Source organism: Roseiflexus castenholzii DSM 13941 (assembly GCF_000017805.1).
GTDB classification, from domain to species: domain Bacteria; phylum Chloroflexota; class Chloroflexia; order Chloroflexales; family Roseiflexaceae; genus Roseiflexus; species Roseiflexus castenholzii.
In genome coordinates this window covers 3,772,845-3,797,068 of sequence record NC_009767.1, presented here as the reverse complement: position 1 = coordinate 3,797,068, position 24,224 = coordinate 3,772,845, and the positions used below count along the sequence as shown (strand labels likewise).

Here is a 24,224-nt window from a genome sequence, read left to right as displayed (position 1 = left end):
CCTTTTCTCCTGACAAGATCCCTTTATTTACACGGTAATCGCATTTCCACGATAGATGCGCGCCCGATAGCGGCTTTCGAGCGGCGTTGGCAGCGGCGCACTGGTCAGCAGCACGGCATTCACAAAACGCTGCAATTCCTCTTCCTCTTCGGATGGCGTGCGAGGCTCCTCGCTGCGGGCGCGCCGCGTCAGGTCCACCTGATTGACCGGCACATGCGGCACCGTGCGTTCACTTTCGGCGCCAGCGGTCGCCGTGAGTGCGTGGAGCGTCGTCTTGACGAAGTTTGCCAGCGCGAACTCTTCGGACGTCGAGCGCGCCGAGGTCGGCGGCGTCACCAGGGTGACGTTCGCGCCCTCGATCAGCCCCGCCTTGCGCGCAACGCGGAAGTGATGGGTGATCTGCTGTTCGACCAATTCCTCGAATTCGGCGGTGGTCAACACACTGCTCCAATCACCGTTTCGGGCGCTCAGGGCGCGATCCGGCAGCGGGCGGAACGGCGTCGAGATAACCGGACCGGGGCGGCCGTATTCTGCCATCGCTCGATCAATACCGCCTTCAATGTCGCCACACGTCGGGATGACAACGAATCGTCCGGCGGCTTCATAATCGGACAGTTCGGCTGCCAGGTCGGTTGCCGCCTGCGTGGTTTCTGTCAGCAGAACGACGCGCGCGACATGAATCTCATCGAGGAAGGTGCGCGCCAGCAGCACCAGATGTTGGCGCAGGTGCTCACCGATCAGATAGACGACGCTGCCTTTCAGTCGTTCCAGGCGCTGCTGTCCCGGCTTGCCAAACAGTTCGCCTTCGGTGACCGTGCGCTCAAAGCGCAGCCCGCCCGACGGATGGAACGTCTCGCCCGTCACATTCCGGTCCGCCAGATAGAAGACCGTCGCCAGCGCCACATCGAACTCGGTCGGCATTCGTTGCAGGTGGAGCATTCCCAGAATGCCATCACGCACCTTGATCGCTTCGCGCTCGATCTGCGCTTCGGTAAAGAACGGCTCCGGCGGTTCAACGGTCAGCGCGCGTCGGTCGTGGAGCGTAATGTACCCGCCATTCTCCAGCCGATTGAGCAATTTGCGCGCAATTGTCGCATTCATCAGGTACGACTGCGCGCTCCCGCCAGCATCGCTCGTCTCGCGCAGCATCGTCGCCAGGCGGCGCAGCGGCGCCGGCATCGCAGCGCTATTGGCGATGGACTGAATGTCATTGGCGAACAGATCGGGCAACAGATCGGCGATGGTCGCGCCCTCGTGGCGCGCTGCCAGCAGCGCAGCGAAGACCTCATTGAGGCGTTTGTTTTCCAGAATCAACCGCGCACGGCGCATGAACAGACCAGGACGACTCCCGGCGCCTTTCAGCCGTTCACCTTCCACCGGACCGGGCGCGATTGCGTTGATCTGAATCTCAGGACCAAGGAAGCGCGCCAGACTTTCGACCATGGCGCGCTGACCCGCCTTACTGACCGCATAATCGGAGCGGTTCGGGTATGGGATCGCCACATACTTTTCGCCGCCGAAGTAGGACGACACATTCAGCACATACGCCCCGCCCGCCGCCTTCATTTGCGGCGCGAGGCGGCGCAGCAGCGCATAATTGCTGATCAGATTGGCGCGCAGTGTATGGCGCCAGGCGTCCACCGGCATATCGATCACCATCTCTTCGGCGCCGGCGATGCCCGCATTGTTGATCAGGTAATCCACCTTGCCAAACACGCGCACCGTATGGTTGACCAGGCGTTCAAGCCCGTCGATGTCGGAGACATCGCTGCCGGGGAAGATCGCCACGCGCGACTCGGCATCAGGATAACTGGCATCGCGCACCTCACGCACGATCGACGCGCGCATCTGCTCCAACTGATCGGCGTTACGCGCCGCCAGCATCACGTGCGCGCCGGAGAGCGCCAGCAAACGCCCGATCTGACCGCCGATGCCCGCGCTGCCGCCGGTGATCAACGCCACCTTCCCCATATGGAGACCAAACAGACTTTCCGCCCAACCGAACCCCGGATTATGCACGCCAATCGTGCCCACGATTTCTTCGGGGAGATAGAGATTGATTTCAGCAATGCGCCGGTCGCTCCCCAACAATTTTGCCACCCATGCGCAGGTAAAATCGAGGTTGGCCATCTCATTGTTCACATAGCGGATCAATTGGTTCGCCCACACAGCGGCGCTCGACTGACCTTCCTGCTGATGCGCTGGATTGACCGAGTCGTACTCGCTCTCATGGCGCCAGACGCGCACCAATTGCTCGACCGCAGCGCGCAGGATGTGACTATACTGATTACCCTGCTGATCGTCGGGATTGCTCACAAACAGCACGCGATGCATTGATGAGCCGGAAGGATATTCCTCCCAGAAGCGCGCCAGTTCGCGCGCCAGCGCAATCGTGCCTACTAATTCCTGGTGCAGGAAGCGCTCGACGACCTGATCGTCCACTTCGATCAGGCTTGCGGAAGGCGCATGGCGACTCTGCCCAGGCAGAACGACAGCGTGGTGAATGGCGCCGAGTTCGGCATGAATCTGCTCGAGCGTCTGTGCCGCAGCGCGCGGGTCGAGGGGATCGAGGCGCACCAGGCGCGCTTCCGCCGTCATCGTCGGGCGGCCATACATATCGGCAGCAAGCGCGTGGCGTGGTTCGCGCAGGAGCACTGACGCCTTTTCTAGCGCGCGCGGATCACGGAACCCGATCACGACCGTCGCGCGGCAGGAGCGCAACGTGTCGGCCAGCGCAACCGCATCATCAACCTGATCGCCAGCGCAGATCAGAATAACCTTGCCGGTGGCATCGACGCTGCGCAGCCCGGGGCGCGACACAAACGTTGTGCGACTCTCGGTTGGCACCTCCATGCCGTGTGTCACCTCGAAGGCGTGCCCGGTGAACGCTGCCGACTCATCGCTGGCGAGGAACACCGCCGTATTGGCGACATCAACAGGAGAAGGGAAGCGTTTGACCACTTCGCCATTCTGATCGATGCGGCTCAAGCGCATCATCCTCAGAAAGCCACTGGCAGTGTCGCCCTCGGGTTGACCTTTGAGCGCGTCCATCGCCTGAAACATCGTATAAATGCGTTCGCTCTCGATCGGCCCGGGGTAGATGGTATTGACGCGAATGCCGCGCACACCCAATTCGCGCGCCAACCCGTCGCTCAGCGCATTGAGCGCCGCCTTAGGCGCAACATACGCAATACGCCCGTAGTAATCGGTGCGAGAAAAGATCGTCGAAATATTGATCACGCTGCTGCCAGACGGCATATGCGGCGCCGCTGCGCGTGTCAGATTCCACGTAATTCCAACCAGATTCCCGACCGCCTGCGCCAGCGTTTCGCTGTCTGGCGGTTGCACTTCCGAGGGTTCGAGCGGAATATCAACCAGGCGACGGCGGGGTCCGGCGCTGCCGGCGTTGTTGACCAGGATATCGATACGATGCAGCGGTATGGGAACGTCTGTGCCGCCGTGGACGATCTGCGCAACTCCTGCGCGCACCTGAGCAATATCGCTGCCGTCCATACGCAGCGCAACGACGCGCTCGGGAGCAACGCGCTCTTCATCGATCAGGCGGCGGCGATACACCGCAAGTTTTTCCGCATTGCGCCCCGTAATAACGACCGTCGCGCCTTCCGCCAGAAATCGGCGGGTGATGACCTCGCCAATGTTGCCAGCGCCGCCCGTGATCAGCGCCACTTTTCCTTCCAGTCGTCGCACTGTGCTCATGGACTTCTCTCCTCATTCCCGTGGCGCCCGCCACACTGCGGTATGGATGCACTGTGGCAGCGCCACAGATCGCTGGTTTCTGAATACGCGCATTCTGCCCTGGGCGGCCTGCGCGTGACGCCGATCAACCAGTCGTTTGCGGGAGCCGCATCGGGGGAATCGCCGGAAGCACTACTGATGCAGACGCTCCAGCCATGCTCCGGCGGATTGATCTACCGCTCACTGTTGCCGTTCAAAAACTGCATGCGTATCATCGCAACGCCAGTTACAACACAGTCCCTACGCGAAGACAGCCTGGCGACTGTCTTCTTCGTACCTTCCAATCGCCCGATAGCGCGCATAGCGACGCTCTAACAGCGTTGCGACATCCAGCGCCAGCAGTTCGGTCAGATGGCGGCGGAGATAGTTCCCCAGGGTCGCAACTATGGCGCCCATATCGGTATGCGCGCCGCCTGGCGGTTCGGGAACAATCTCGTCGATGATCCCCAATTCCAGCAGATCCTGCGCTGTAATACGCATCGCGCGCGCCGCATCGGGCGCTTTCGCGGCATCACGCCAGATGATCGATGCCGCCGCTTCTGGCGAGGCGACCGAGTAAATCGCATGCTCCAGCATCAGAATGCGGTCGCCAACGCCGATCGCCAATGCGCCGCCACTGCCGCCTTCGCCAATCACGCACGCAATGATCGGGGTCTTCAACCCTGCCATCACCAGGATATTCTCGGCAATCGCATTCGCCTGCCCGCGCTCTTCCGACTCGCGGTTCGGATTGGCGCCTGGCGTATCGATGAAACAGATCACCGGGAAGCCGAACTTCTCGGCATGCTGAAACAACCGTAGCGCTTTGCGGTACCCTTCTGGATGCGGCATCCCAAAGTTGCGTCGAATATTTTCCCGCGCATCACGCCCCTTCTGGTGCCCTACCAGCACAACGGTCCGTCCTTCAAAAGTCCCCACGCCGCCAACAATCGCGGCATCATCGCCATAGCGTCGGTCGCCATGCAGTTCCACAAAATCGTCGCACAACCCGCGAATATAATCAAGCGTGCGCGGGCGCTGCATATGGCGTGCAAGTTGCACTTTATCCCAGGGAGTAAGCGTCTGTGTCATGCTCTCTTCAGCTCCGCATGTCAGATGGATGCCAGCGTCGGTGCGACCGCTTCGGAGGAATACGCTCCACTGCGCCCTTCGGCGGCGTAGAGGCGCAGCAGTTTTGCCAGCACACCGTGCAACTCGCTGCGCGGTGTGACCATATCGACCATGCCGTGCTGGAGCATAAATTCGGCAGTCTGAAAATCCGCCGGCAGTTTCTGGCGAATCGTCTGTTCAATCACACGGCGACCGGCAAAGCCGATGTTGGCGCCCGGCTCGGCAATAATAATGTCGGCGACTGAGGCGTAGGAGGCAGTGACGCCGCCATAGCATGGATCGACAAGTACGGCGATATGCGGTTGACGCGCCGCCGCCAGACGGGTGAGCGCCATATTGACTTTCGCCAGTTGCATCAGCGCGATCACGCCTTCCTGCATGCGCGCGCCGCCACTGGTGTTGATCGTGAGCAGCGGAATGCCGAGCGTCGCCGCGCGCTCCGCAGCGCGCGCCATCTTCTCGCCGAAGACGCTGCCCATCGAGCCGCCGATGAAGTTGAAATCGCACACTGCAATCGACAGTCGGTATCCTTCAATGCTGCCAACGCCGCTCACCACGACATCAGCAAGACCGGTGCGACGCTGCGTTTCGCGCAGTTTATCGGCATATGCTTCTTTGGGCGACACAAAGCCGAGCGGGTCGGTGGGGCGCAGGTGCGCGTCGTATTCGACGAACGAACCTTCATCGAGCAGCGCCAGCCACTCACGCGCTGTCAGGCGCATGTGGTAGCCGCAGCGACACACCTTCATGCGCTCAGCCAGTTGCTTGTGGTAGATCAATTCCCGGCACGACGGGCACTTGACCCAGACGTTGTCCGGCACGTCCGACTCGATCGGATGCACGACGGTGAAGCTCTTCCGCGATCGTTGAATCAACTCTTTCATCGAGTCCTCTCCTTGCCACAGACTGTGCGGTCGCCCTGCATAACCCCCGGAGCGCCTGACCACATGAGAAACGGATAGCAGCATGCGGCGCGTCTTCACATGTGCGGGCGCCTGGTTGATGACCATCGTGAAGCCCGTTGTGGGCGCGCCGTCTGAAGGGGCAGTGTGCTGATACTTCGGGTTATGTTCATGACGCAGTATACCATTGTGAGTTTTTGAACAAAATCCCCGGAAGTACAGGTTTTGCATCCCCAGAACGGATACCATCCCCGACGGATGGCGGGGATGGTGTTGAGCGTGGGAAGAAAGATGACAGGACGGGTGCATGGCATGGGCGACGCCCATGGCGTCTGTCCGTCGTGTGGTGCGGCGATGATGGTCAAACGATCTGCGCCTCGAACGATGAGGATGAGATTTTGACGTATTCAGAAGGCCGGTGTATACTGCCAAAAATGAGCCTTGTCGCATTAATTATTTGGAGGGAGGGTGTTTATGCGTGTAGCACTGACTATGCTTGGTATTCTTGCCATTTGCGCAGCCCTGGTGCTGCCCGATGTATCGTATGCTCGTCCGCAGCAGATCGAAACTCCTGTCACGGTCACCGGCACGGTCACCGATTTCAAATATGGACGACGCGGTGAGGTTGAGGGTTTCTACCTCGATAATGGAACCGAAGTTCGCTTCCCGGAGCATCGCGCCTGGGAAGTGACGCAGGCGGTAACGATAGGAACACCGGTGCGGGTCGAAGGTTCTGAGCGGGTAGGTCGGCGTGGTGATGTGCATGTGAAAGCGCAGGTGATTACGAACACCAACACGAATACTCGTGTGGTCATCGAGGAAGTCGTGAATGTCGGCGGTCAGATTGTTGAGGTTACCTACAGTCGGAGTGGTCGAGTGAACGGTTTCGTGCTCAACACCGGAGATGTGGTGCGCACGCCGCCTCCTTTGGCGCGCGCGCTCGCCGCGCTGCCGGCGGATGCGTCGGTGCAAGTGATTGGCGTGCGGCGCATTGACAAAAACGGCGAGGAGCATATTAAGCCGGATACCATCACGAATCGTGCCACCGGCAGGGTTATCTGGAGCCGATAATTCACCGGGACCATTCACTACGACAAGCGTCTATCGGGGGGAGCAGGAACGCTCTCGCGCCGATTGCCTTTGGAATCATCATGGCGGCGTCGAAAGGCGCCGCCTGTATTGTTATCGGCGCCGGATGCCGACGGCGTGGTCTCGAAACCGCTTGCCATGCCCTTGCCAAATGTCGAGAGCGCGATCACGGCAGCGACGCCGACGGTAATGCCGGGCAGCGTCAGTAATGTGCGCGTCTTATACCAAATTACCTGTGACCATCCGGCATGGTCACCCCGAGCAGCGCGAGGGGTCATGCGCGACCCGCTGAGATTCCTCGCTGCGCTCGGAATGACCAGTCGCTGCGCTCGGAATGACCAGTCGCTGCGCTCGGAATGACCAGTCGCTGCGCTCGGAATGACCAGTCGCTGCGCTCGGAATGACCAGTCGCTGCGCTCGGAATGACCAGTCGCTGCGCTCGGAATGACACGCATGCGGCATCTTCAATCGTCATTGGCATTACGTCGCCGCAGATTGTTGAATGCCGGTCGTATACCGGGTGAGTCCGTCTCTGGTTGATCGCTCTATCAGCCTTGACGAACTCCATCATATGTTTACGCCTTTGTTGGCGGAGTAGAGGTTTGCATACTGCCGTGGGACAGAGACACATCCTGACTCTGGCAATCACTTGACACCCGCTGTGTAAACAGTATACTTCTCTATACAGCAGGCGCTGCTGTCATTGCCTGCTCAATCATCAGTATGGAACAGACCGAACATTCAAACATCCTCGTTGAGAGCCTCCTGATATTGCTCCTTATCATCGCCAACGGCTTTTTTGCCGCATCGGAGATTGCGATCGTCTCCGCGCGCAAAGGGCGGCTCGAGCAGCAGGCGGAACGGGGCGACGGCGGCGCACGCGCCGCGCTCACGCTGCGGGAAGCGCCGAGTCGGTTCCTTTCGACGGTGCAGGTTGGCATTACCCTCTTTGGCACATTTGCAGCAGTCTTCGGCGGTGCGAGCGTCGTGCGCGTCGTCAATGCATGGTTGCAGAACATTCCTGCGCTGGCGCCCTATGCCGGCGCGCTGGCGCCGGCCATTGTAGCATTGGGCATCAGTTATCTCTCGCTCATTGTCGGCGAGTTGGTTCCCAAGCGTCTGGCGTTGCAGAATGCCGAACGAGTGGCTGCGATAGTCGCTCCGCTCATGGTGTTGCTGGCGCGTATTGCATTGCCAGCAGTCATGTTTCTGACCTTCTCGACCGACGTTGTCCTGCGGTTGCTCGGTCGTCATAACGTGGCAGAAATGCCCGTCACCGAGGACGACATTATGGCGCTGGTGCGTGAGGGCGCTGCTGAAGGTACGGTAGCGGATTCCGAGCAAACCGTGATCCATAATGTCTTTAAGTTCAGCGATCGGACGGTGCGCTCGCTGATGACGCCGCGCACGCAGATCACTGCCATCGACATCGACACGCCGTTGGATGAAGCATTGAAAATTGCCACCGAATCCGGCTATTCACGCATTCCGGTGTACGAAGGGACGCTCGATCATGTCATCGGCATCCTGTACGTCAAAGACTTGCTGGCATTCTGGGGGCAATGTGAGCCGCCGAATTTGCGGGAGTTGTTGCGCCCGCCAATGTATATCATCGAAAGTCAACGCGCTGCGCAGGCGTTCCAGCAACTGAAGCAGAACCGCCATGCGCTTGCCGTCGTCCTCGATGAATATGGTCAGGTTGCCGGTGTGATCACGATTGAGGATATGCTCGAAGAATTGGTTGGCGATATTTCGGACGAGTACGATGAGATCAGCGAGTCGATCGTGCAACGTGACGACGGCAGTTATCTGGTCGATGGACTGACGCCGTTCGCCGATCTTCACGAACGACTTGCCCTGCCTCCCGCCGATGATCTGGTGCGTGAGCACGGTTTCGAGACGCTTGCCGGTTTCGTGCTCGCGCTGCTCGGTCGTATTCCGAATGCTGGCGACAGCGTCAAATGGGAAGGCTATACGTTCGAGGTCGTCGATATGGATGGACGACGAATCGACAAGGTCTTGATCATTCCGCCGCGTCCGTCAGTCGATCAAACGCGCCATGTCCTGGCGACTCGCGCCATCGCGCCGAAGACGCGCCAGAGTAACGCTGAAGCAGCCTGATCGGCGCACGCCTGCCATGATGTGCCTTGCCTCGAGTGTTGCTCATATGTGGTTAGCAGGCGTGTATGGCACTGCTGCGGGAACCACATTGCGTTGCGCACATCCTGGCGCTGCGGCTCACGCAATCCGAGCGCGACGACATGAACGCCCTGCTGTCTCGCTGGTGTAACGCGCGCTATGCACTCCTTGGCGCGCTTGCGGTGCAGTATGTTCTTTTCCAGGCGCTGACCGGCGTACAGTACGGGGATAGCCCGCGCAACCTGCACTGGGGCATGGTCGCCTGGGAGTCGCCCCGTTTCCTGATCGATGCCGAAGACCCGTATGACCGCGTGAATGGATTCCCGCCTGAGCCGGCGTCCCTCGCGCCGGCCAGTTTTGCGCGTGGGCGCAGCGGTTCGCTTCATCCATGGTGGGGACCGCTGTACCTGATCCTGTTCGGCGCGGTCTGGCGTGTGAGCGGATCATATGGGGCGCTTCAGGCGATAGTGCCGGTTGCGGCAGGGATGGTCGTCATTCTGACCTATGCTTTGGGATCGCGGTATATCGGACCGCGGGGAGGATTGCTGGCTGCGGCGCTTCTGGCGCTGTTCCCCGTCTTTCGTGAGCATGGTCCTCTGTCGTTTGTCGAGCCGCTCTCGGCGTTGGTATTGACTGTGGCGCTCTGGGCGTTTGTTGAGCGACGCGCCTGGCTTGCGGCGCTCTGCGGCGCGCTGGCGATGTACGGCAAGATTGACCTGATTATGCTTTACCTTGGCACTGCGGGGCTGATGTGGTTGCTGAGCCTGCGAAGCGCGCAGCCGCTGCCCCTGCGCTATGCGCTGCTGACGCTTGGCGTTCCTGCGCTTTGCCTGGCGCCATGGATCATTCTGATCTACGGCATCGTTGGACGCCCGACAACAGTCGGCGGCGCTCCGCAGATCGATGTTTTCCTCACAATTGCGCCGCAGATGTTGGAACAGATGTTCACGCTGCCGCTCCCGCTGGCGACGGCGACGCTGGCGCTTATGGCTTTTCCCGCAATTCTGGCGGTCTGGCATCGCGCAGCAGGCGCAGCGACGATCATGCTCGCCATCTGGGTTGCGCTCGGTGTGGTCGTGCTGTTGGTCTATGCTGCACTTCCGGGGGCAAGCAACAATCCGCGCATCTTTATTCCGGCATTGCCTGCACTCTGCATCCTGTCAGCCGCCGGGCTGTTTCAGGTAGAGCGTCGCGCGCGGTTTGCGCTTCTGGTAACAATCTTTACCATTTTTGCAGCAGTGAACGGCGCTGGCGTCGTGTACCAAAGATTGCAGGCGCAGGTGACGGCGACGATGATGCCGGTATGGTCAGTCTTGCGTGATGCGCCTGCGGGGGTTATTCTGACCGATCAGTACTGGCATGCCGCGCTCTATGCCCGTCAACCGGCAACCTGGTTCGAGCACGATCCCGTCTTTCAAAGGAACATCATGCACGATGCAGCCAATTTTCGTCGCTACCTGGAAGTTGCCCCGATTCGCTACGTCGCGCTGCCGCGCGATCCTGATGCAGCAGCAAAACGCCTGGCAGCGCCGGAAGCGCGATTATATGCGGCATTGCCGATAGGACGGGATCTCGGGTGGGATGCAGAACCACTGGCATCAGCCGATGTGCGCGCGTATCTGGATGCAACCTTCCCAAAGCGGGTTATTGGAGAATATGTCATTTATATTGTCGAACGCTGAGGCGCCTTCTGCTTACGCTCCTTCTCGTCGCCAACCCATTCGGCGTCGCCATCCGCCCAATGTTCCTTTTTCCAGATCGGCGCAACTTCTTTGATGCGGTCCATAATCCATTCGGCGGCTGCAAAGGCTTCACGGCGATGCGGCGCGGCGACCACTACCAGAACTGCCGTTTCGCCAATCTCCAGGCGCCCAATCCGATGATGCACCGCGATCGCACCGGTCTGCCAGCGCGCGCGCGCTTCGGCGGCAATCTGTGCGAGCACCGCTTCCGCCATACCGGGATACGCCTCATATTCCAGGAAGGCGGTTTTGCGCCCGCCAAAGTTGTCGCGCGCCACGCCGGCGAATGTGACGATTGCGCCCATATCGGGCGCCTGTACCAGCGCAACGAGCGGCGCGGGATCAAGCGGGTCGGGAGTGACAACGAACGGTTGGAGCGCGCCGCCGCTCACCGGCGGAATAAAGGCGACTTCATCGCCGTCGCGCAGGGTGTGATCGGACGCAGCGAATTCCTGATTGACTGCAAACAGCAACCGCCCGCTATACCCGGCAAGCCGCGGGTAGCGTTCGGTTAGCATCTCCCATAGCGCGCCGACGGTCGTGCCAGGCGCGAGGACGAGCGTTTCGTCACTGCAACCGGTGATCTCACGGTGTGCCGCAAAGTAGCGAACGGTGATCGTGATGCTCTTGGTCATAGATCTCAATCCTGCCGCTCTGTTTTGGGTCAGGGGCTGTGGGGATGCGCCCCGACCACCCGACGGGCGTCCGCATAGGCGCCCCGACATCTCCTCGCGCCTACATACGCACCGGCACCCCGCGCTCTGCCAGATATCGTTTGACATCTTGAATGGTATACGCACCGAAGTGGAAGATCGACGCCGCGAGCACGGCATCGGCGCACCCCTCGACGAGACCGGCGTACATGTGTTCCGGGGAGCCGACGCCGCCGGACGCAATGACCGGCACACCGACTGCATCCGCAATGGCGCGCAGGAGATCGAGATCATACCCGCTGCCGACGCCATCAGCATCCATGCTGTTGATGACGATCTCGCCTGCCCCCAGATCAACGCCGCGTCGCGCCCATTCGACAGCGTCGAGACCGGTCGGGCGCGGGTTATGACCGGTATGAGTAAAGACCTGCCAGCGCGGCGGTTCGTCCGGCGCGTTGACCCGCCGGGCATCGATGGAGAGCACGATACACTGGCTGCCGAACCGTCGCGCGCCATCTTCGATCAATTGCGGGTTGAGCACCGCCGCCGTGTTGATCGACACTTTATCGGCGCCGGCGCGCAACATGCGGTACATATCCTCGACCGTGCGCAACCCGCCGCCGACTGTTAATGGAATGAACACCTGCGCCGCAGTGCGTTCGACGACATCGATCATAATATCGCGTTCGTCGCTGCTGGCGGTAATGTCGTAGAACACCAGTTCATCGGCGCCGCCCGCATCATAGGCTGCGGCGAGTTCGACGGGATCGCCAGCATCTCGATGGTTCAGAAAGGCGACGCCCTTGACCACCCGACCTGCCTTGACATCCAGACACGGAATGACGCGGCGTTTGAGCATGACAGTTCTCCAACAACACCTTTCGTGCCTTACTGCGTCCCCCGTCCGCGTTCCACCTGTTCGGCGTGAATTTCGTCCGCCTGGGTGCGCAGTGCATTGAGCAACGTTTCAACCAGGCGAATATCACGACGCTCAAGATCGGCGAGATAGGCGAGGCTCTCACGTTGAACATGCTCCAACTGACCGGCAGTGCGATTCTGGCGTTGTTCCAGTTCACGCAGCCAGGCGTCGATACGGTCGAGCCAGGCGTTCAACTGCCGCAGATGTTGCTCTTCAGTTTCTGTGATCGACGCAATCTTCTCGTCCTGTTGCTGGCGAATCTCTTCCACTCGCTCCTGATTCATCAGGAAGCGTTCGGTCGAGATACGCTCAATGCGCTTGATTTCGCCGATGACCTCATTGATTCGTTCATTCAGCGCGGTTATCTGTGACGGCAATTGTTCGGCGAAGAGGTCGAGATGCTGGCGAATTTCGTCAAGGCGGTTGAGGCGACTGGTGTGTGCCGCGAGCGTTGGATGGATATCGGCGACGAGTTGTTGCGCCTCAACCGCCTGACGGCGCAGGCTCTGCTTTTCGATCTGAAGGTCCTCGTTCAAGCGACGTATTTCAGCGCGCAGCGCCTCGTCTGCCGCCGTGAACTCGTTAAGGCGCGCTGCAAGAGTGCGATGACGCTCTTCGGTCTCCTTGATCTGCGCGTTCCAACTTGCGACGCGCTGCTCCAGATCGTCGATGCGGGAAAAGATCGGTGCAATTGCGTCGCGATCCTGGCGGCGCGCCTCGCCAAGTTGCTGGATCTGCGATTGCATTTCGCGCATTGGACGCAACGCTTCATCGATCTTGACCATTGCGCCTGCCACTTCCTTACGCAGCGCCGCGATGTCGCGCCGGTAACTATCGAGCGCTTGCGTTGTTTCCTGACGCTGGCGGTCGAGCAACCCTTCGATCTGCGCGACACTTGCTTCCACACGTCGGACTTGCTCCATCGCCCAGGCATACTTATTCGACTGCTCTTTCAGCAGACGCCGCAGTTCGTCGATCTGCCCCTGGAGATACACAAACTGCGATTGTTCTGCGGCGCGGAGGCGCTCTTCGTCGTACTTGCTGGCGGAACCGCCTGGCTTACCTGAATTGGTCATATGCTCTCCTCATTGGAAGGCTGCAAGCGCTTCACGCAGTGACAGATCGCCGGTATAGAGCGCTCGTCCGACAATCGCACCCTCAACGCCAACGTCTGCCAGGCGACGCAAGTGATCAAGTGTGCTGATTCCTCCCGATGCAATAATTGCAGGACCATCGGGGCGCACGAGCGCCCCGGTTGCCGCGATGTTCGGTTCAGAAAGGGTGCCGTCGCGCGAAATATCGGTATAAATGACGCGCCGGACCCCCAGCGTCACCATGCGTTCGAGCAGATCAACGGCGCTCATGGCGGCGGTCTCCGTCCATCCAGCCGTCGCCGCCATGCCGTTGCGCGCATCAATTGCGACAGCGATAGCGTCGCCGAATTGCGCGACCAGATGGGCGATCATGTCGGGATGTTCAACGGCTGCCGTGCCCAGAACAACGCGTTGCACTCCCAGTTCCAGCGCACGCTCGACGGCTTCGATGCTGCGCAGCCCGCCTCCCAGTTGCACCGGCGCGCCAAAAGACCGCACAATCGCGCGTATGATGTCGGTATGGACCGGCTGCCCGCTGCGCGCGCCATCGAGATCGACAAGGTGTAGGCGTGGCGCCCCCTGTTCGAACCAGTGTTGCGCAATTGCAACCGGATCATCGCCATAGACGGTGACCTGCTGGAAATCGCCCTGGTAGAGGCGCACACAGCGACCGTCCTTCAAATCAATAGCAGGAATGATCTCCATTATGCCACACCCGCCCATCTGATGAAGTTCGTCAGGAGTTGCAGCCCATAATGACCGCTCTTTTCGGGATGGAACTGCACGGCTGCCAGATTTCTGCGAATGAGCACGCTGGGGAAAGCAAGCCCATACGTCGTTGTGGCAGCGATATCGTGCTCATCAGTCAGATCGCAGTAGTAGGAGTGAACGAAATAGAAATCACTGCCGTCGTCGATTCCGGCGAAGAGCGGATGCCGCGCTGCGTGCGGCATATAGCACACCTGGTTCCATCCAATCTGCGGTACTTTCAGATGCGATGGCAGGCGGCGCACCGCGCCGCCAACGATGCCGAGGCAGGGATGCGGACCGAACTCCTCGCTCTGATCACAGAGCACCTGCATACCGACGCAAATGCCGAGGAACGGTGTCCCGCGCGCGATGACCTCGTGAATGGCAGCAACGAGGTCCAACTGTTCCAGGCTCTGCATTGTGTCGCGGGTCGCGCCAACGCCGGGCAGTACCACGGCAGGCGCAGCAATCACCGCATTCGGATTGCTGGTCACCTCGAGCGGCGCGCCGATCCGTTGCAGAGCGCGCACGACACTGCGCAGATTTCCGGCGCCATAGTCGATCACTGCGATGCTCATAGCAATATCCGTCACATAAGCCAGCGCGAAGGCTTGTCCGTCTGTGGCTGACAGATCGCGCCTTCAGCGCCGGTCGACGCTGGCATTATCCGGCGAGCAAGGGATGGTTCTGGCGCATACGGGCGATCAGTGCCGACACATCCGGTTCCGATTCGCCTGCGGGTCCGAGCGGGTCAACGACAATGCTATTCTTGTTCGTCAGCACTTCGAGGCATGCCATTGCACTGGCTGCCAGCGCTCTCAGATGATAGCCGCCTTCGAGCACCAGCACCATCCGTCCCCGGCAGACCTCTTCCGCTGCTTCCATCAGGCGCCGCGTCAGCGCCGCATACCCGGCGACCGACAGCGTCAACGGACCGAGTGGGTCTGCCCAGTGACCATCATACCCGGCGGAGACCAGGATCAGGTCGGGGCGATAGCGGCGAATCGCCGGGATGACAACATCATCGAACAGGCGGGCAAAACCAGCGTCGCCGACGCCGTGGGGCAATGGCAGGTTCAGCGTCGTGCCATGCCCTTTGCCCGAACCAATGTCGCGTTCGGCGCCGGTGCCAGGGTAGAGCGGCGAAGCGTGCGTCGAACAGAAGAAGACGCGATCATCCGTGTAAAAGATGTCCTGTGTGCCATTTCCGTGGTGCACATCGAAATCGACGATGGCAACGCGCCCAATGCTCAGATGGTCAATGGCGTAGCGCGCCGCAACTGCAACATTGTTGAACAGGCAAAAACCCATTGACTCGGTCGGTGTTGCGTGGTGACCGGGAGGGCGCACGAGCGCAAAGCCATTCCGCGCCGACCCGCCAACGACTGCTTCGACGACTGCTACTGCTGTTCCTGCCGCCATGAGAGCGGCGTCCCAACTGGCTGAAGTGGTATACGTGTCGTGATCAATCCACGAATGCGGGCGATTTGCCGACCAGCGCACCAGTTCGATCATCGATGGGCTATGGACTGCGAGCAACTGATCCTCAGTCGCCGGACGCGCCGGAATCTCGAGCAGCGACGCGCGCAGACCACTGGCGTTCAGCGCAGCGGTTATCGCGTGTAACCGGGCTGCCTGCTCGACATGGCGCGGCTCGTCGTGGGCTGCGTGGCGCGGGTTGATGGCGATGGCTGTTCTCATAGCCGTGCATTATAGCATAGGTGACACACTGCGCTATTCCGGCAACCGTACCCCCGTCTCGGTCCACACTACCAGTCCATCGCGTTCCAACCCACGAATCAGCGTTGTGAGCCATACTTCGTCGTCGGGTGTGTACTCCGGGCGCACCTGCGGTCCCAGATCGTTCAGCGCGAAGGTCGCGCCAGACGGAAGCATGCGGAGCGCCTCGATGATGCGCCCACGGAAGTAGCGATTCGAGCCGATAAACGGGCGTTCACGACGTTCGGCGAGGCGCTTGCGCACCGGCGCGGACGCAAAACGCTCGTCCGATTCGCGTCGCGCAGCATAGTCGCGGCACTGATCGCGCAACGGGCAGCGCCAGCATGCCGGCGCATCGGCGGTGCAAACGAGCGACCCCAGTTCCATCAGCGCCTGGTTCCACATCCAGCTGCGACCGACGGGAAGCGCCGCGCGCGCCAGCGCCAGCAGCGCGCGTTCATTGACCGTTTCCGTCGGATCGGTGAACACGCGCCGGATCACGCGCCGAATGTTCGTGTCCATGAACGCTACATCCTGCTCGAAGGCGAAGCAGGCAACCGCGCCGGCGGTGTAGGACCCGATGCCCGGCAATGTGACCAGGGTAGCGACATCCCGTGGGAAAACGCCACCGTAGCGCGCGCAGATCGCGCGCGCCGCGCGTTGCAGATTGACGGCCCGCCGATTGTAACCCAGACCAGCCCACATACGGATGACCTCGGCAGTTGGCGCTTCCGCCAGTGTGTGCAATGTCGGAAAACGCTCGAGGAACGCTGCGTACTTCGGCAGCACCCGATCAACCTGTGTTTGCTGGAGCATTACTTCTGCCACCAGAATGCGGTATGGATCACGGGTGCGGCGCCAGGGAAGATCGCGCGCCGCCTCGCTGAACCACTTCAAAAGCGCCTGATGGAGATCGTTAAGACTTAATGAATGTTCGTGGTTCTGATCGATACTCCTATGTATTGTCATAGCGTTATCTCTATGGTACCGTTGTGATGAAAAAACAGTAAGTTCCAATGTCTCACATGCCCGCCGATCCGCCGTCCGTTCCCGCTTCCAATCAACCGACGCCATGGTGGGTCATTGCAGGCTGGACGGTCGTCGTTTTGATTGTGCCGATCATGCTGGCGCTTGTAAACGTCTTTCCTGACCTGGATCGTCGGGTTGTGATGTCGCCAGTCCTGTACTTCTCGCTGGTTGCCGCTGTTGCCGTGTCGGGCATCGCAGTGGCGCTGGCGGTGATCATCGCGGCGCTTCAGGCGCTCGATGGACGCGCCCTGGCAACCGGCCTGGGCCTCTTGTGCGGCGCAGCAATCTTTCTGATCCACGCTCTCGTCGACGCTGCGCTGCCCAATGCGCGACCGGATCTGCCGATCATCGGGCAGGTGATCGTCAGTACCTTTCTCGTGTTGGGCGCCTTTGATCCACTCTCCCGGTCGCGCGATCCACTGCGCCGACAGTGGCCGCGTCTCCTGGCATTGAGCGCTCTTGTGCTGATTGCCGGCGCGTTCTGGTCGATCGTTCTGGAAACGTCGGAGCACGCCGCTGCGTGGCTTATCGGCGCTTCCGTCACCATCGTTGCCTGTGGCATTGCGCTCTGGCGATATATTCAATTATACCGGCAATCGTCGCTTCATCGCTCGTTTGCCTTATTGGCGGGCATTGTATTGCTCGGTGAAGCGGCGCTTGCGCGCCTGTTCACTGCCTCGGCGTTCAACGTTCCGTTCTGGCTATGCCACTTCGCCATAGCAACCGGTATGGCGTTCATTGCGTATGCGTTCCTCTACGAAGTACGCAGTCAACGCCAGCGCAACCTGATGCAACGCGCTGCATACGAACAGGCGCGTCCGGTGTTAGTCGCGGCGATGGATGTGGTGATCGAAACACTGGAACGCGGCGATCCGTTCCCACCTGACACGCGCATCCGCTTTCAGCGCGAGGCGGGCTTATCCGATGCGCAGATCGACGCACTGGAGCGTCTGGCGCTTGCCATAGCGCGTGAGCGGCGGCAGCGTGAGGCATTGGCGCAACTCGACGAGTTGCTGCGTCGGAGCGAGCGTAACACCGCTTTGCTGGCGCAGATGGTCATTCACGATTTGAAGAATCCGCTGACGGCGCTGATCGGGTTCCTGGAACTCTTGAGCGCTGCGGATCTGAGCGAGTCGCAACGATCCCTGATCGATAGCGCACTGCGTAATGGACGTGATCTGGCGGGTCTTGTTGACGACTTGCTTGATCTGATCCGGTACAACGAGGGGCGACTGCGATTGCGCCTGGGTGATGTGTCGCTGCCCGTTCTCTGCGCCGAGTGCGCCGATGAACTTGCCGGATGGCTGCTCTACGAGTCCAAGACGCTGATCCTCGACGTATCGCCGACGCTGCCGCTGATACGGGCTGATGCCAGAATTCTGAAACGCATTCTGCTTAACCTCCTCTCGAATGCGATCAAGCACACGCCGCGCGGAACGCTCATCACGCTGCGCGTCTGGCGCGAACCGCATCCCGATCGCGGGGAACAAACCGTCATCGAAGTCGCCGACACCGGTCCCGGCATTCCTCCAGAACGTATTGAACGTCTCTTCGAGCCATTTGGGGCAGCAGGCGAGAGCCGTTCCCTCCGTCAGAGCAGCACCGGGCTTGGGCTTGCATTCTGCAAAATGGCCGTCACTGCCCATGGCGGAACCATCGAGGTCAGTAGTTTTCCCGGCGATGGTGCGACCTTCCGCATCCGATTGCCCGATCTCTGATTGGTTGTGACCTGCTGCCAGATCGGGTACAATGCCGCTTGCGCCGGGCAAAACGTATGCTCCTGTTCATACGTCCATATCTGGATGGAGTTGCCATTCTGTGGGATCGAATATCGATACTGTGCGCGGCATGCGCGACGTACTGCCGTCCGAGGCGGCGGCGCAGACGGCGGCGGCGGCGGCAATCGAACGTGTGCTGGCTGCCTGGGGGTACGAACCCGTCGATCTGCCAATTATCGAGTATCGTGATCTCTATCTGCGCAAACTTGGCGAAGAACTGGTCGGGAAAGTCTACGAGTTCAATTTCAACGGGCGCGATCTGGCGCTGCGCCCGGAATGGACGGCGTCGGTGCTGCGCGCCTATGTGGGGCGCATGCAGGACCAACCGCTGCCGCTGCGCCTGCGCTATGCCGGTCCGGTCTTTCGCAACGAACGACCCCAACGCGCTACCTATCGGCAGTTCACCCAGGTCGGCGTCGAATTGATCGGCGGCGCGGCGCCACGCGCCGATGCCGAATGCCTGGCGCTGGCGTGCGAAGGTCTGGCTGCTGCTGGTGTGACGCATTTCACGGTGCGGATCGGTCATATCGGACTTATTCGCTCGCTGCTTGCCGCTCTTGGATTGAGTGAACGCGCGCAGGGCCGGCTGGCGTGGCGGCTCGAACGGTTGCGTGAGCATGGAGCGGCAGCAGTGCGCGCAGAGTTCGATGCGCCTGCTACGGCACTGCCGCTCGATCCGGCGCTGCTGGACGGGATCGACGATCAGCGCGCCGAAGCCCTGCTCTTGCACGCGCTGCGTGAGATCGGGGTCAATCTCCGTTTCGGAACCCGCCCTCCGGAGGCGATTGTTGGCCGCCTGGTGCGGAAGTTGCGCCGGAGTGAGTCCCGCGATCAGATCGATCGGGCGTTACAGATGCTTGAGCGTCTGTGTCGGGTCGAAGGCGACCCGAACGAAGCGTTTGGCGCGGCAGAGGAGATGCTGCGTGATTATGCGGTGACCGGTCTCGACGAATTGCGCGCGATCCTGCGCCTGGCAGCGGCGCATGGCGTGGCGCTGGATCGGGTGCGGCTCGATTTTGGCCTGGGCCGTGGGTTACACTATTACACCGGTATGATCTTTGAAATCTATGCTGGCGATGGTTTGCAGTTGTGTGGCGGCGGACGGTACGACGATCTGGTGAGCGCACTGGGCGGACGCCAACCAACCCCTGCCGTCGGTTTTGCCTATGGTCTGGAACGAGTGGTGGCGGTTGCATCACCGGTCGCTGCACCGTCCCGCCCGCCGGTTGCGCTGGTGGTCGCAACGGACGATGATGTCTACCCCTACGCGCTGGAAGTGGCGCGGCTGTTGCGGTTGCGTGGGCACACAGCGATGACCGACGTGCGGATGCGCGGTATCAGCGGCAATCTGCGCGATGCCGCGCGTCGCGGGGTGCGGTTTGTCGTCGTGGTTGGCGCGGACGAATGCGCGCAACGCTGCGTCGTCTGGCGTGATCTGGAGCGCCACGAGGAGTATCGCATCGCATTGGGCGATATTCCGCAGGCGAAGGAGTAGTACATGTCGCAATGGATGCGCTGGCGCCTGGCAGGGTGGCTGATCGTCACGCTCGGTGCGCTGACGTTGCTCGCGGCTGCGCTGCCCTCGGTGCGTTTGGAGCCGGGTAAGCCGTTCCCGTATGATCTGTTTACGCCTCCTGCGCTGGGGCGTCCATCCGCTCCTGTCAGTTTCGGCAGTATGGAATGGGTGGGAATCGCTGTGCTCGCGCTGGGGGTGTTCGTTGTTGTGATGATGATCTTCTCGCGCGATTTCCGGCGCTGGCTGGTGCGCAACCTGCCGATCTATCTGCTCGTGATGCTGACGGTCTACCTGCTCATGGCGAACCTGCAACCGCCGCTCTTCGAGCCGCGCAGCGCTCCGGGGCAGGTGGCCGGCGCGTCCAATCAGCCAGCGGAAATCCCAGACATTGTTGTTCCGCCCGACTTAGTGACCAATCCCCCAGCGTGGCTGGTCAGCATCATTAGCCTGACGATGGCAGCGGGTATGGTGCTGGCGGTCTGGTGGATCGTGCGGCGTTTCCCGAAACGCGCCGCCACGACCATTGGAGAAGAGATTGCTGCCAGCGCGCAGGCTGCTCTGCGCGACCTCGAAGCGGGCGGCGATGTGCGTGATGCGGTTACGCGCTGCTACGTCGAGATGATGCGTCTGCTGCACACGGAACGTGGGATCGTGCGCGATCCCGATATGACGGCGCGCGAGTTCGAACAGCGCCTGGCGCGCACCGGACTTGCAGCGACCCATATTCGGCGCCTGACACGACTGTTTGAGGCAGTGCGCTACAGCCCGCGCGCCCCTGGTCCGCGTGAGGCGCGCGAAGCGGAGGCATGTCTGCGGGAGATCGTCGATGTCTATCAGTCGCATGGCGGCGAGCGCTGAGTGCTTGTCGGAACTTCACTGCAAAAAGCAACCACGAAGGTCACCAAGGGACACAAAGGACATGCGCTTCATGGTTCTGCACCTTCGTGCGCTTCGGGTCCTTGGTGGTGAAGCTGGTGTGCAGTGGACCCATCCATGACTTCACGGCACAAGGCGAACCACGAAGGTCACCAAGGGACACAAAGGACATGCGCTTCATGGTTCTGCGCCTTCGTGCGCTTCGGGTCCTTGGTGGTGAAGCCGGTGTGCAGTGGACTCAATCATAAAATCATGGAGCCTGCGGGGAGGCTTCTGAACGAAAGCAAGCAATGGCATGTGGCGGCAACGTCTGATCGTCATCCTGGCGCTGGCGGCGGTCGTGGAGATCGTCGCTCTGGGCATTCGCGGCTTGCTCAAAGATGCCCTGATTACGCCCTTGCTCTATCTGATCTGGGGTGTGATGCGGATTTTCGAGAGCATCCCGCAGGGAATGATCTGGCTCGTATTCGTGGCAGCCGCAAGCATTGTCGCGCTGGCAAGCATCTGGGGCGGACGGCGTGGAGAGGTTCGCCGTGATACCGATACTGCGCTGCGTGGGCGCGTCTATGAATGGCTGCGGTTGGTGGCGCTGGCACAACGGCATGACTACTCGCGCTGGCGCATGGCGCAGCGCCTGATGCTGCTGCTGGCGGAAACAATTGCAGCGCGTGAGCGCATCGAGTTGCGCATTGCCCGGCAGCGCATCGTCTCCGGCGCCATCGACGCGCCACAGGACGTTGTGGCGTTTCTTCGCGCCGGCGCTGATTCATACCGGACCCGCCAGCGCGCACTATTTCAGCGGGAAGAACCGTCGCCGCTCGATGTCGATCTGGAACAGGTGGTTTTCGCCGTGGAACGTCTCGTGCGCGACCAGTAATGATGTGTGAAGTCTATGTCCGAGAATTACACTGATGTCGCCGCCCTCGGGCAGCGTGTGATCGAACAGGTCGAACGAGTGATTGTCGGAAAGCGGTCCGTACTCGAGCAGATTATGGCGGCGGCGCTGGCTGGCGGGCATGTCTTGCTCGAAGATTACCCCGGTCTGGCAAAAACGCTGATTGCGCGCAGTTTCGCCGCTGCGCTTGGTCTTGAGTTTCGCCGCATTCAATTCACGCCCGATCTGTTGCCGGGCGATATTACCGGCGGTTACGTCTACAACCGTGCCGTGGAGCGCTTCGAGTTGCGGCGTGGACCGATTTTCGCCAATGTGGTGCTGGCTGACGAGATCAACCGGGCATCGCCCAAGACGCAGTCGGCGTTACTCGAAGCAATGCAGGAGCGCCAGGTGACCCTCGAAGGCGAAACGATGCCGCTGCCGGAGCCGTTCCTGGTGCTGGCGACGCAAAATCCTATTGAGTACGAGGGAACATTCCCGCTCCCCGAAGCCCAACTCGACCGCTTTTTGATGAAACTTTCAATCGGCTATCCGTCGCTCGAGGAAGAGCGCGAAATCCTCCGTCGCCGGCGCGAGCGCCGCAGCGATGACGCCATCATCGAACAGGTGACCGACGCCACAGAACTGCTGGCAGTGCGTAACGCTATTGAAGATGTGTATGTCGATGCCGACATCGAAGACTATATCGTAAGGTTGGTCGCCGCCACCCGCACCGATGCGCGAGTGGCAGTCGGCGCAAGCCCGCGCGGTTCGCTGGCGCTGCTCAAACTGGCGCGGGTGCGCGCAGCACTCGATGGTCGCGATTTCGTCATTCCCGATGATGTCAAGGTCTTTGTGCGCCCTGCGCTGGCGCACCGGCTCATTCTGATCCCCGATCTCTGGATGCAACGCCGCGCTGCCGATGAGATTCTTGCATCGGTGCTCCACGCGACTCCTGCGCCGGTTATGCGATGACTGCCCTGTTCGACAATCGTGCTCTGATCGGGCTTAGTGCGCTGGCGTTCGGATTGGCGCTGCTGGGGCTTGCTACGCTCAATGGTGCGCTGATCATGCTTGCCGTTCCTCCGGCGATCTTTGTCGGCGCTGCACTGCTCGATACGCCAACCAATCTTCAGTTGCGGGCGACACGAACCCTGAGCGCAGAACGCGCATTACCGGGAGTAATGATCGATGTGCATGTCGCTGTCACGAACCATGGATTGTATCCGACGCCGGTGTTGATCGCAGACGTTCTCCCTGCTGGACTGGAACTGACCGGCGGACAACCTGTTTGCCTGACGCTGCTGGCGCCGGGTGCGACCGTGACTCTCGCCTACACGGTGCGCGGTATGCGCGGTTTTTATCATTTCAATGGCGTGCAGGCGACGGTGAGCGATTGCCTGGGGCTTGGTCGTCGCACCGTTGCCGTAGCAGCGCCGGGCAAAATCTTGATTATGCCCGAGGTCGTGCGGTTGACCCGCCTCGGCATTCGTCCGCGCCGCACCCGCATCTTCTCAGGAACCATTCCAGCGCGACAGGGTGGGGCAGGCGTCGAGTTCTTCGGTGTACGCGAGTATCAGGCGGGCGATCCGGTTCGCTGGATCAACAACCGTGCTACGGCGCGCTTTCCCGGTTCGCTGTACGTCAACGAGTTTGAGCAGGAGCGCGTCGCCGATATTGGCATCATCCTCGATGCGCGCCGCGGGAGTGATGTGCAGGGAACCAATCATACGCTGTTCGAGTATAGTGTGCAGGCTGTTGCGGCGCTGTCGGATGCGCTCATCAGTCAGGGGAACCGGGTGGGGCTGCTGATCTACGGTCATGCGATCGAATGGACGTTTCCCGGCTATGGCAGGATTCAGCGCGAAAAGGTGTTGCGCGCGCTGGCGCAGGCGCGCACCGGGGATCGCGCCGCGCTTGCAAGTCTGGCGGATATTCCCACCCGTCTCTTTCCGGCACGCTCTCAGATTGTTCTGGTCAGCCCGCTGCAACCTGGTGATGCGCCGCCGATCCTTCATATGCGCGCGCACGGGTACGAGGTGCTGATTGTCAGCCCTGATCCGGTGGCATTCGAAGCGAAAACACTCGGTTCTGTCGCCGATCTTGCGGCGCGGATCGCGCGCGTCGAACGTCAGGCGCTCTTGCAACGCCTGCTGCTGGCTGGCGTGCGCATCGTTGATTGGGATGTCGAGACGCCACTGGCACAGGCGCTGGCACACTTCCAGCGCTGACCGGTGTCGCAATTTTGTGCTATACTGCACCTGCTGAAATCGTTTAC

At 60.8% G+C, this 24,224-nt stretch carries 20 protein-coding genes; 9 read left to right on the top strand and 11 right to left on the bottom strand.

The features are described 5' to 3' along the window. Positions 1-27 precede the first annotated feature (27 nt). The 3 genes from RCAS_RS15115 to accD all read right to left on the bottom strand — a co-directional run bounded on the left by RCAS_RS15115 (position 28) and on the right by accD (position 5,750). On the bottom strand, positions 28-3,717 hold the full coding sequence (locus RCAS_RS15115) for an SDR family NAD(P)-dependent oxidoreductase (protein WP_012121415.1): 3,690 nt from the start codon (positions 3,715-3,717) through the stop codon (positions 28-30). Positions 3,718-3,996: 279 nt separating this feature from the next. Further along, on the bottom strand, positions 3,997-4,827 hold the full coding sequence (locus RCAS_RS15110) for an acetyl-CoA carboxylase carboxyltransferase subunit alpha (RefSeq protein WP_012121414.1): 831 nt from the start codon (positions 4,825-4,827) through the stop codon (positions 3,997-3,999). A 20-nt stretch (positions 4,828-4,847) separates the two neighbouring features. Further along, positions 4,848-5,750: an acetyl-CoA carboxylase, carboxyltransferase subunit beta gene (gene accD, locus RCAS_RS15105; protein WP_041330882.1), complete on the bottom strand. Its 903-nt coding sequence runs from the start codon at positions 5,748-5,750 to the stop codon at positions 4,848-4,850. A 492-nt stretch (positions 5,751-6,242) separates the two neighbouring features. On the opposite strand from accD, the gene RCAS_RS15100 reads away from it, so the two are divergent. Continuing rightward, positions 6,243-6,839: a hypothetical protein gene (locus tag RCAS_RS15100; RefSeq protein WP_012121412.1), complete on the top strand. Its 597-nt coding sequence runs from the start codon at positions 6,243-6,245 to the stop codon at positions 6,837-6,839. A 17-nt stretch (positions 6,840-6,856) separates the two neighbouring features. On the opposite strand, the gene RCAS_RS15095 is transcribed toward RCAS_RS15100, so the two are convergent. Further along, a complete protein-coding gene (locus RCAS_RS15095; protein WP_041330880.1) occupies positions 6,857-7,312 on the bottom strand; it encodes an ABC transporter permease in 456 nt (151 codons plus the stop codon). A 268-nt stretch (positions 7,313-7,580) separates the two neighbouring features. On the opposite strand from RCAS_RS15095, the gene RCAS_RS15090 reads away from it, so the two are divergent. Both RCAS_RS15090 and RCAS_RS15085 read left to right on the top strand, forming a co-directional pair. Further along, positions 7,581-8,978 (top strand): hemolysin family protein, encoded by a 1,398-nt coding sequence (locus tag RCAS_RS15090; RefSeq protein WP_012121411.1) that lies wholly within the window; start codon positions 7,581-7,583, stop codon positions 8,976-8,978. A 65-nt stretch (positions 8,979-9,043) separates the two neighbouring features. Next, positions 9,044-10,678, top strand: a complete 1,635-nt coding sequence (locus RCAS_RS15085; protein WP_012121410.1) for a hypothetical protein — start codon at positions 9,044-9,046, stop codon at positions 10,676-10,678. Here RCAS_RS15085 and moaD read toward each other — a convergent pair. The 7 genes from moaD to RCAS_RS15050 all read right to left on the bottom strand — a co-directional run bounded on the left by moaD (position 10,660) and on the right by RCAS_RS15050 (position 16,842). After that, positions 10,660-11,373 (bottom strand): molybdopterin converting factor subunit 1, encoded by a 714-nt coding sequence (gene moaD, locus RCAS_RS15080; RefSeq protein WP_012121409.1) that lies wholly within the window; start codon positions 11,371-11,373, stop codon positions 10,660-10,662. The two genes, RCAS_RS15085 and moaD, sit on opposite strands and share 19 nt — an antisense overlap. A gap of 100 nt (positions 11,374-11,473) precedes the next feature. Then, entirely contained in the window at positions 11,474-12,250 is a 777-nt protein-coding gene (gene hisF / locus RCAS_RS15075; RefSeq protein WP_012121408.1) for an imidazole glycerol phosphate synthase subunit HisF, read from the bottom strand. 29 nt (positions 12,251-12,279) lie between these two features. Beyond that, entirely contained in the window at positions 12,280-13,386 is a 1,107-nt protein-coding gene (locus RCAS_RS15070) for a coiled-coil domain-containing protein (RefSeq protein ID WP_012121407.1), read from the bottom strand. A 9-nt stretch (positions 13,387-13,395) separates the two neighbouring features. Then, positions 13,396-14,109 (bottom strand): 1-(5-phosphoribosyl)-5-[(5-phosphoribosylamino)methylideneamino]imidazole-4-carboxamide isomerase, encoded by a 714-nt coding sequence (hisA, locus tag RCAS_RS15065; RefSeq protein ID WP_012121406.1) that lies wholly within the window; start codon positions 14,107-14,109, stop codon positions 13,396-13,398. Next, positions 14,109-14,732 (bottom strand): imidazole glycerol phosphate synthase subunit HisH, encoded by a 624-nt coding sequence (hisH, locus tag RCAS_RS15060; RefSeq protein ID WP_012121405.1) that lies wholly within the window; start codon positions 14,730-14,732, stop codon positions 14,109-14,111. The genes hisA and hisH overlap by 1 nt, the downstream gene beginning before the upstream one ends. Positions 14,733-14,817: 85 nt before the next feature. Further along, positions 14,818-15,855, bottom strand: coding sequence for a histone deacetylase family protein (locus RCAS_RS15055; protein WP_012121404.1), 1,038 nt, complete (start codon positions 15,853-15,855; stop codon positions 14,818-14,820). 33 nt (positions 15,856-15,888) lie between these two features. Then, positions 15,889-16,842 (bottom strand): A/G-specific adenine glycosylase, encoded by a 954-nt coding sequence (locus RCAS_RS15050; RefSeq protein WP_012121403.1) that lies wholly within the window; start codon positions 16,840-16,842, stop codon positions 15,889-15,891. A gap of 47 nt (positions 16,843-16,889) precedes the next feature. Here RCAS_RS15050 and RCAS_RS15045 point away from each other — a divergent pair, with 47 nt between their 5' ends. From RCAS_RS15045 to RCAS_RS15020, 6 genes are all read left to right on the top strand, one after another. Further along, a complete protein-coding gene (locus RCAS_RS15045) occupies positions 16,890-18,620 on the top strand; it encodes a sensor histidine kinase (RefSeq protein ID WP_012121402.1) in 1,731 nt (576 codons plus the stop codon). Positions 18,621-18,720: 100 nt separating this feature from the next. After that, positions 18,721-20,175: an ATP phosphoribosyltransferase regulatory subunit gene (hisZ, locus tag RCAS_RS15040; protein WP_012121401.1), complete on the top strand. Its 1,455-nt coding sequence runs from the start codon at positions 18,721-18,723 to the stop codon at positions 20,173-20,175. A 3-nt stretch (positions 20,176-20,178) separates the two neighbouring features. Next, complete coding sequence (locus RCAS_RS15035) at positions 20,179-21,054, top strand: DUF4129 domain-containing protein (protein ID WP_012121400.1); 876 nt, start codon at positions 20,179-20,181, stop codon at positions 21,052-21,054. 313 nt (positions 21,055-21,367) lie between these two features. Continuing rightward, positions 21,368-21,949, top strand: coding sequence for a hypothetical protein (locus RCAS_RS15030; RefSeq protein WP_012121399.1), 582 nt, complete (start codon positions 21,368-21,370; stop codon positions 21,947-21,949). 15 nt (positions 21,950-21,964) lie between these two features. Beyond that, positions 21,965-22,921 carry an AAA family ATPase gene (locus RCAS_RS15025; protein ID WP_012121398.1) on the top strand — a complete coding sequence of 319 codons (957 nt, stop codon included), beginning with the start codon at positions 21,965-21,967 and terminating at the stop codon, positions 22,919-22,921. Beyond that, positions 22,918-24,177 (top strand): DUF58 domain-containing protein, encoded by a 1,260-nt coding sequence (locus RCAS_RS15020; protein WP_012121397.1) that lies wholly within the window; start codon positions 22,918-22,920, stop codon positions 24,175-24,177. Before RCAS_RS15025 ends, RCAS_RS15020 begins: the two co-directional genes overlap by 4 nt. Positions 24,178-24,224: the final 47 nt, after the last annotated feature.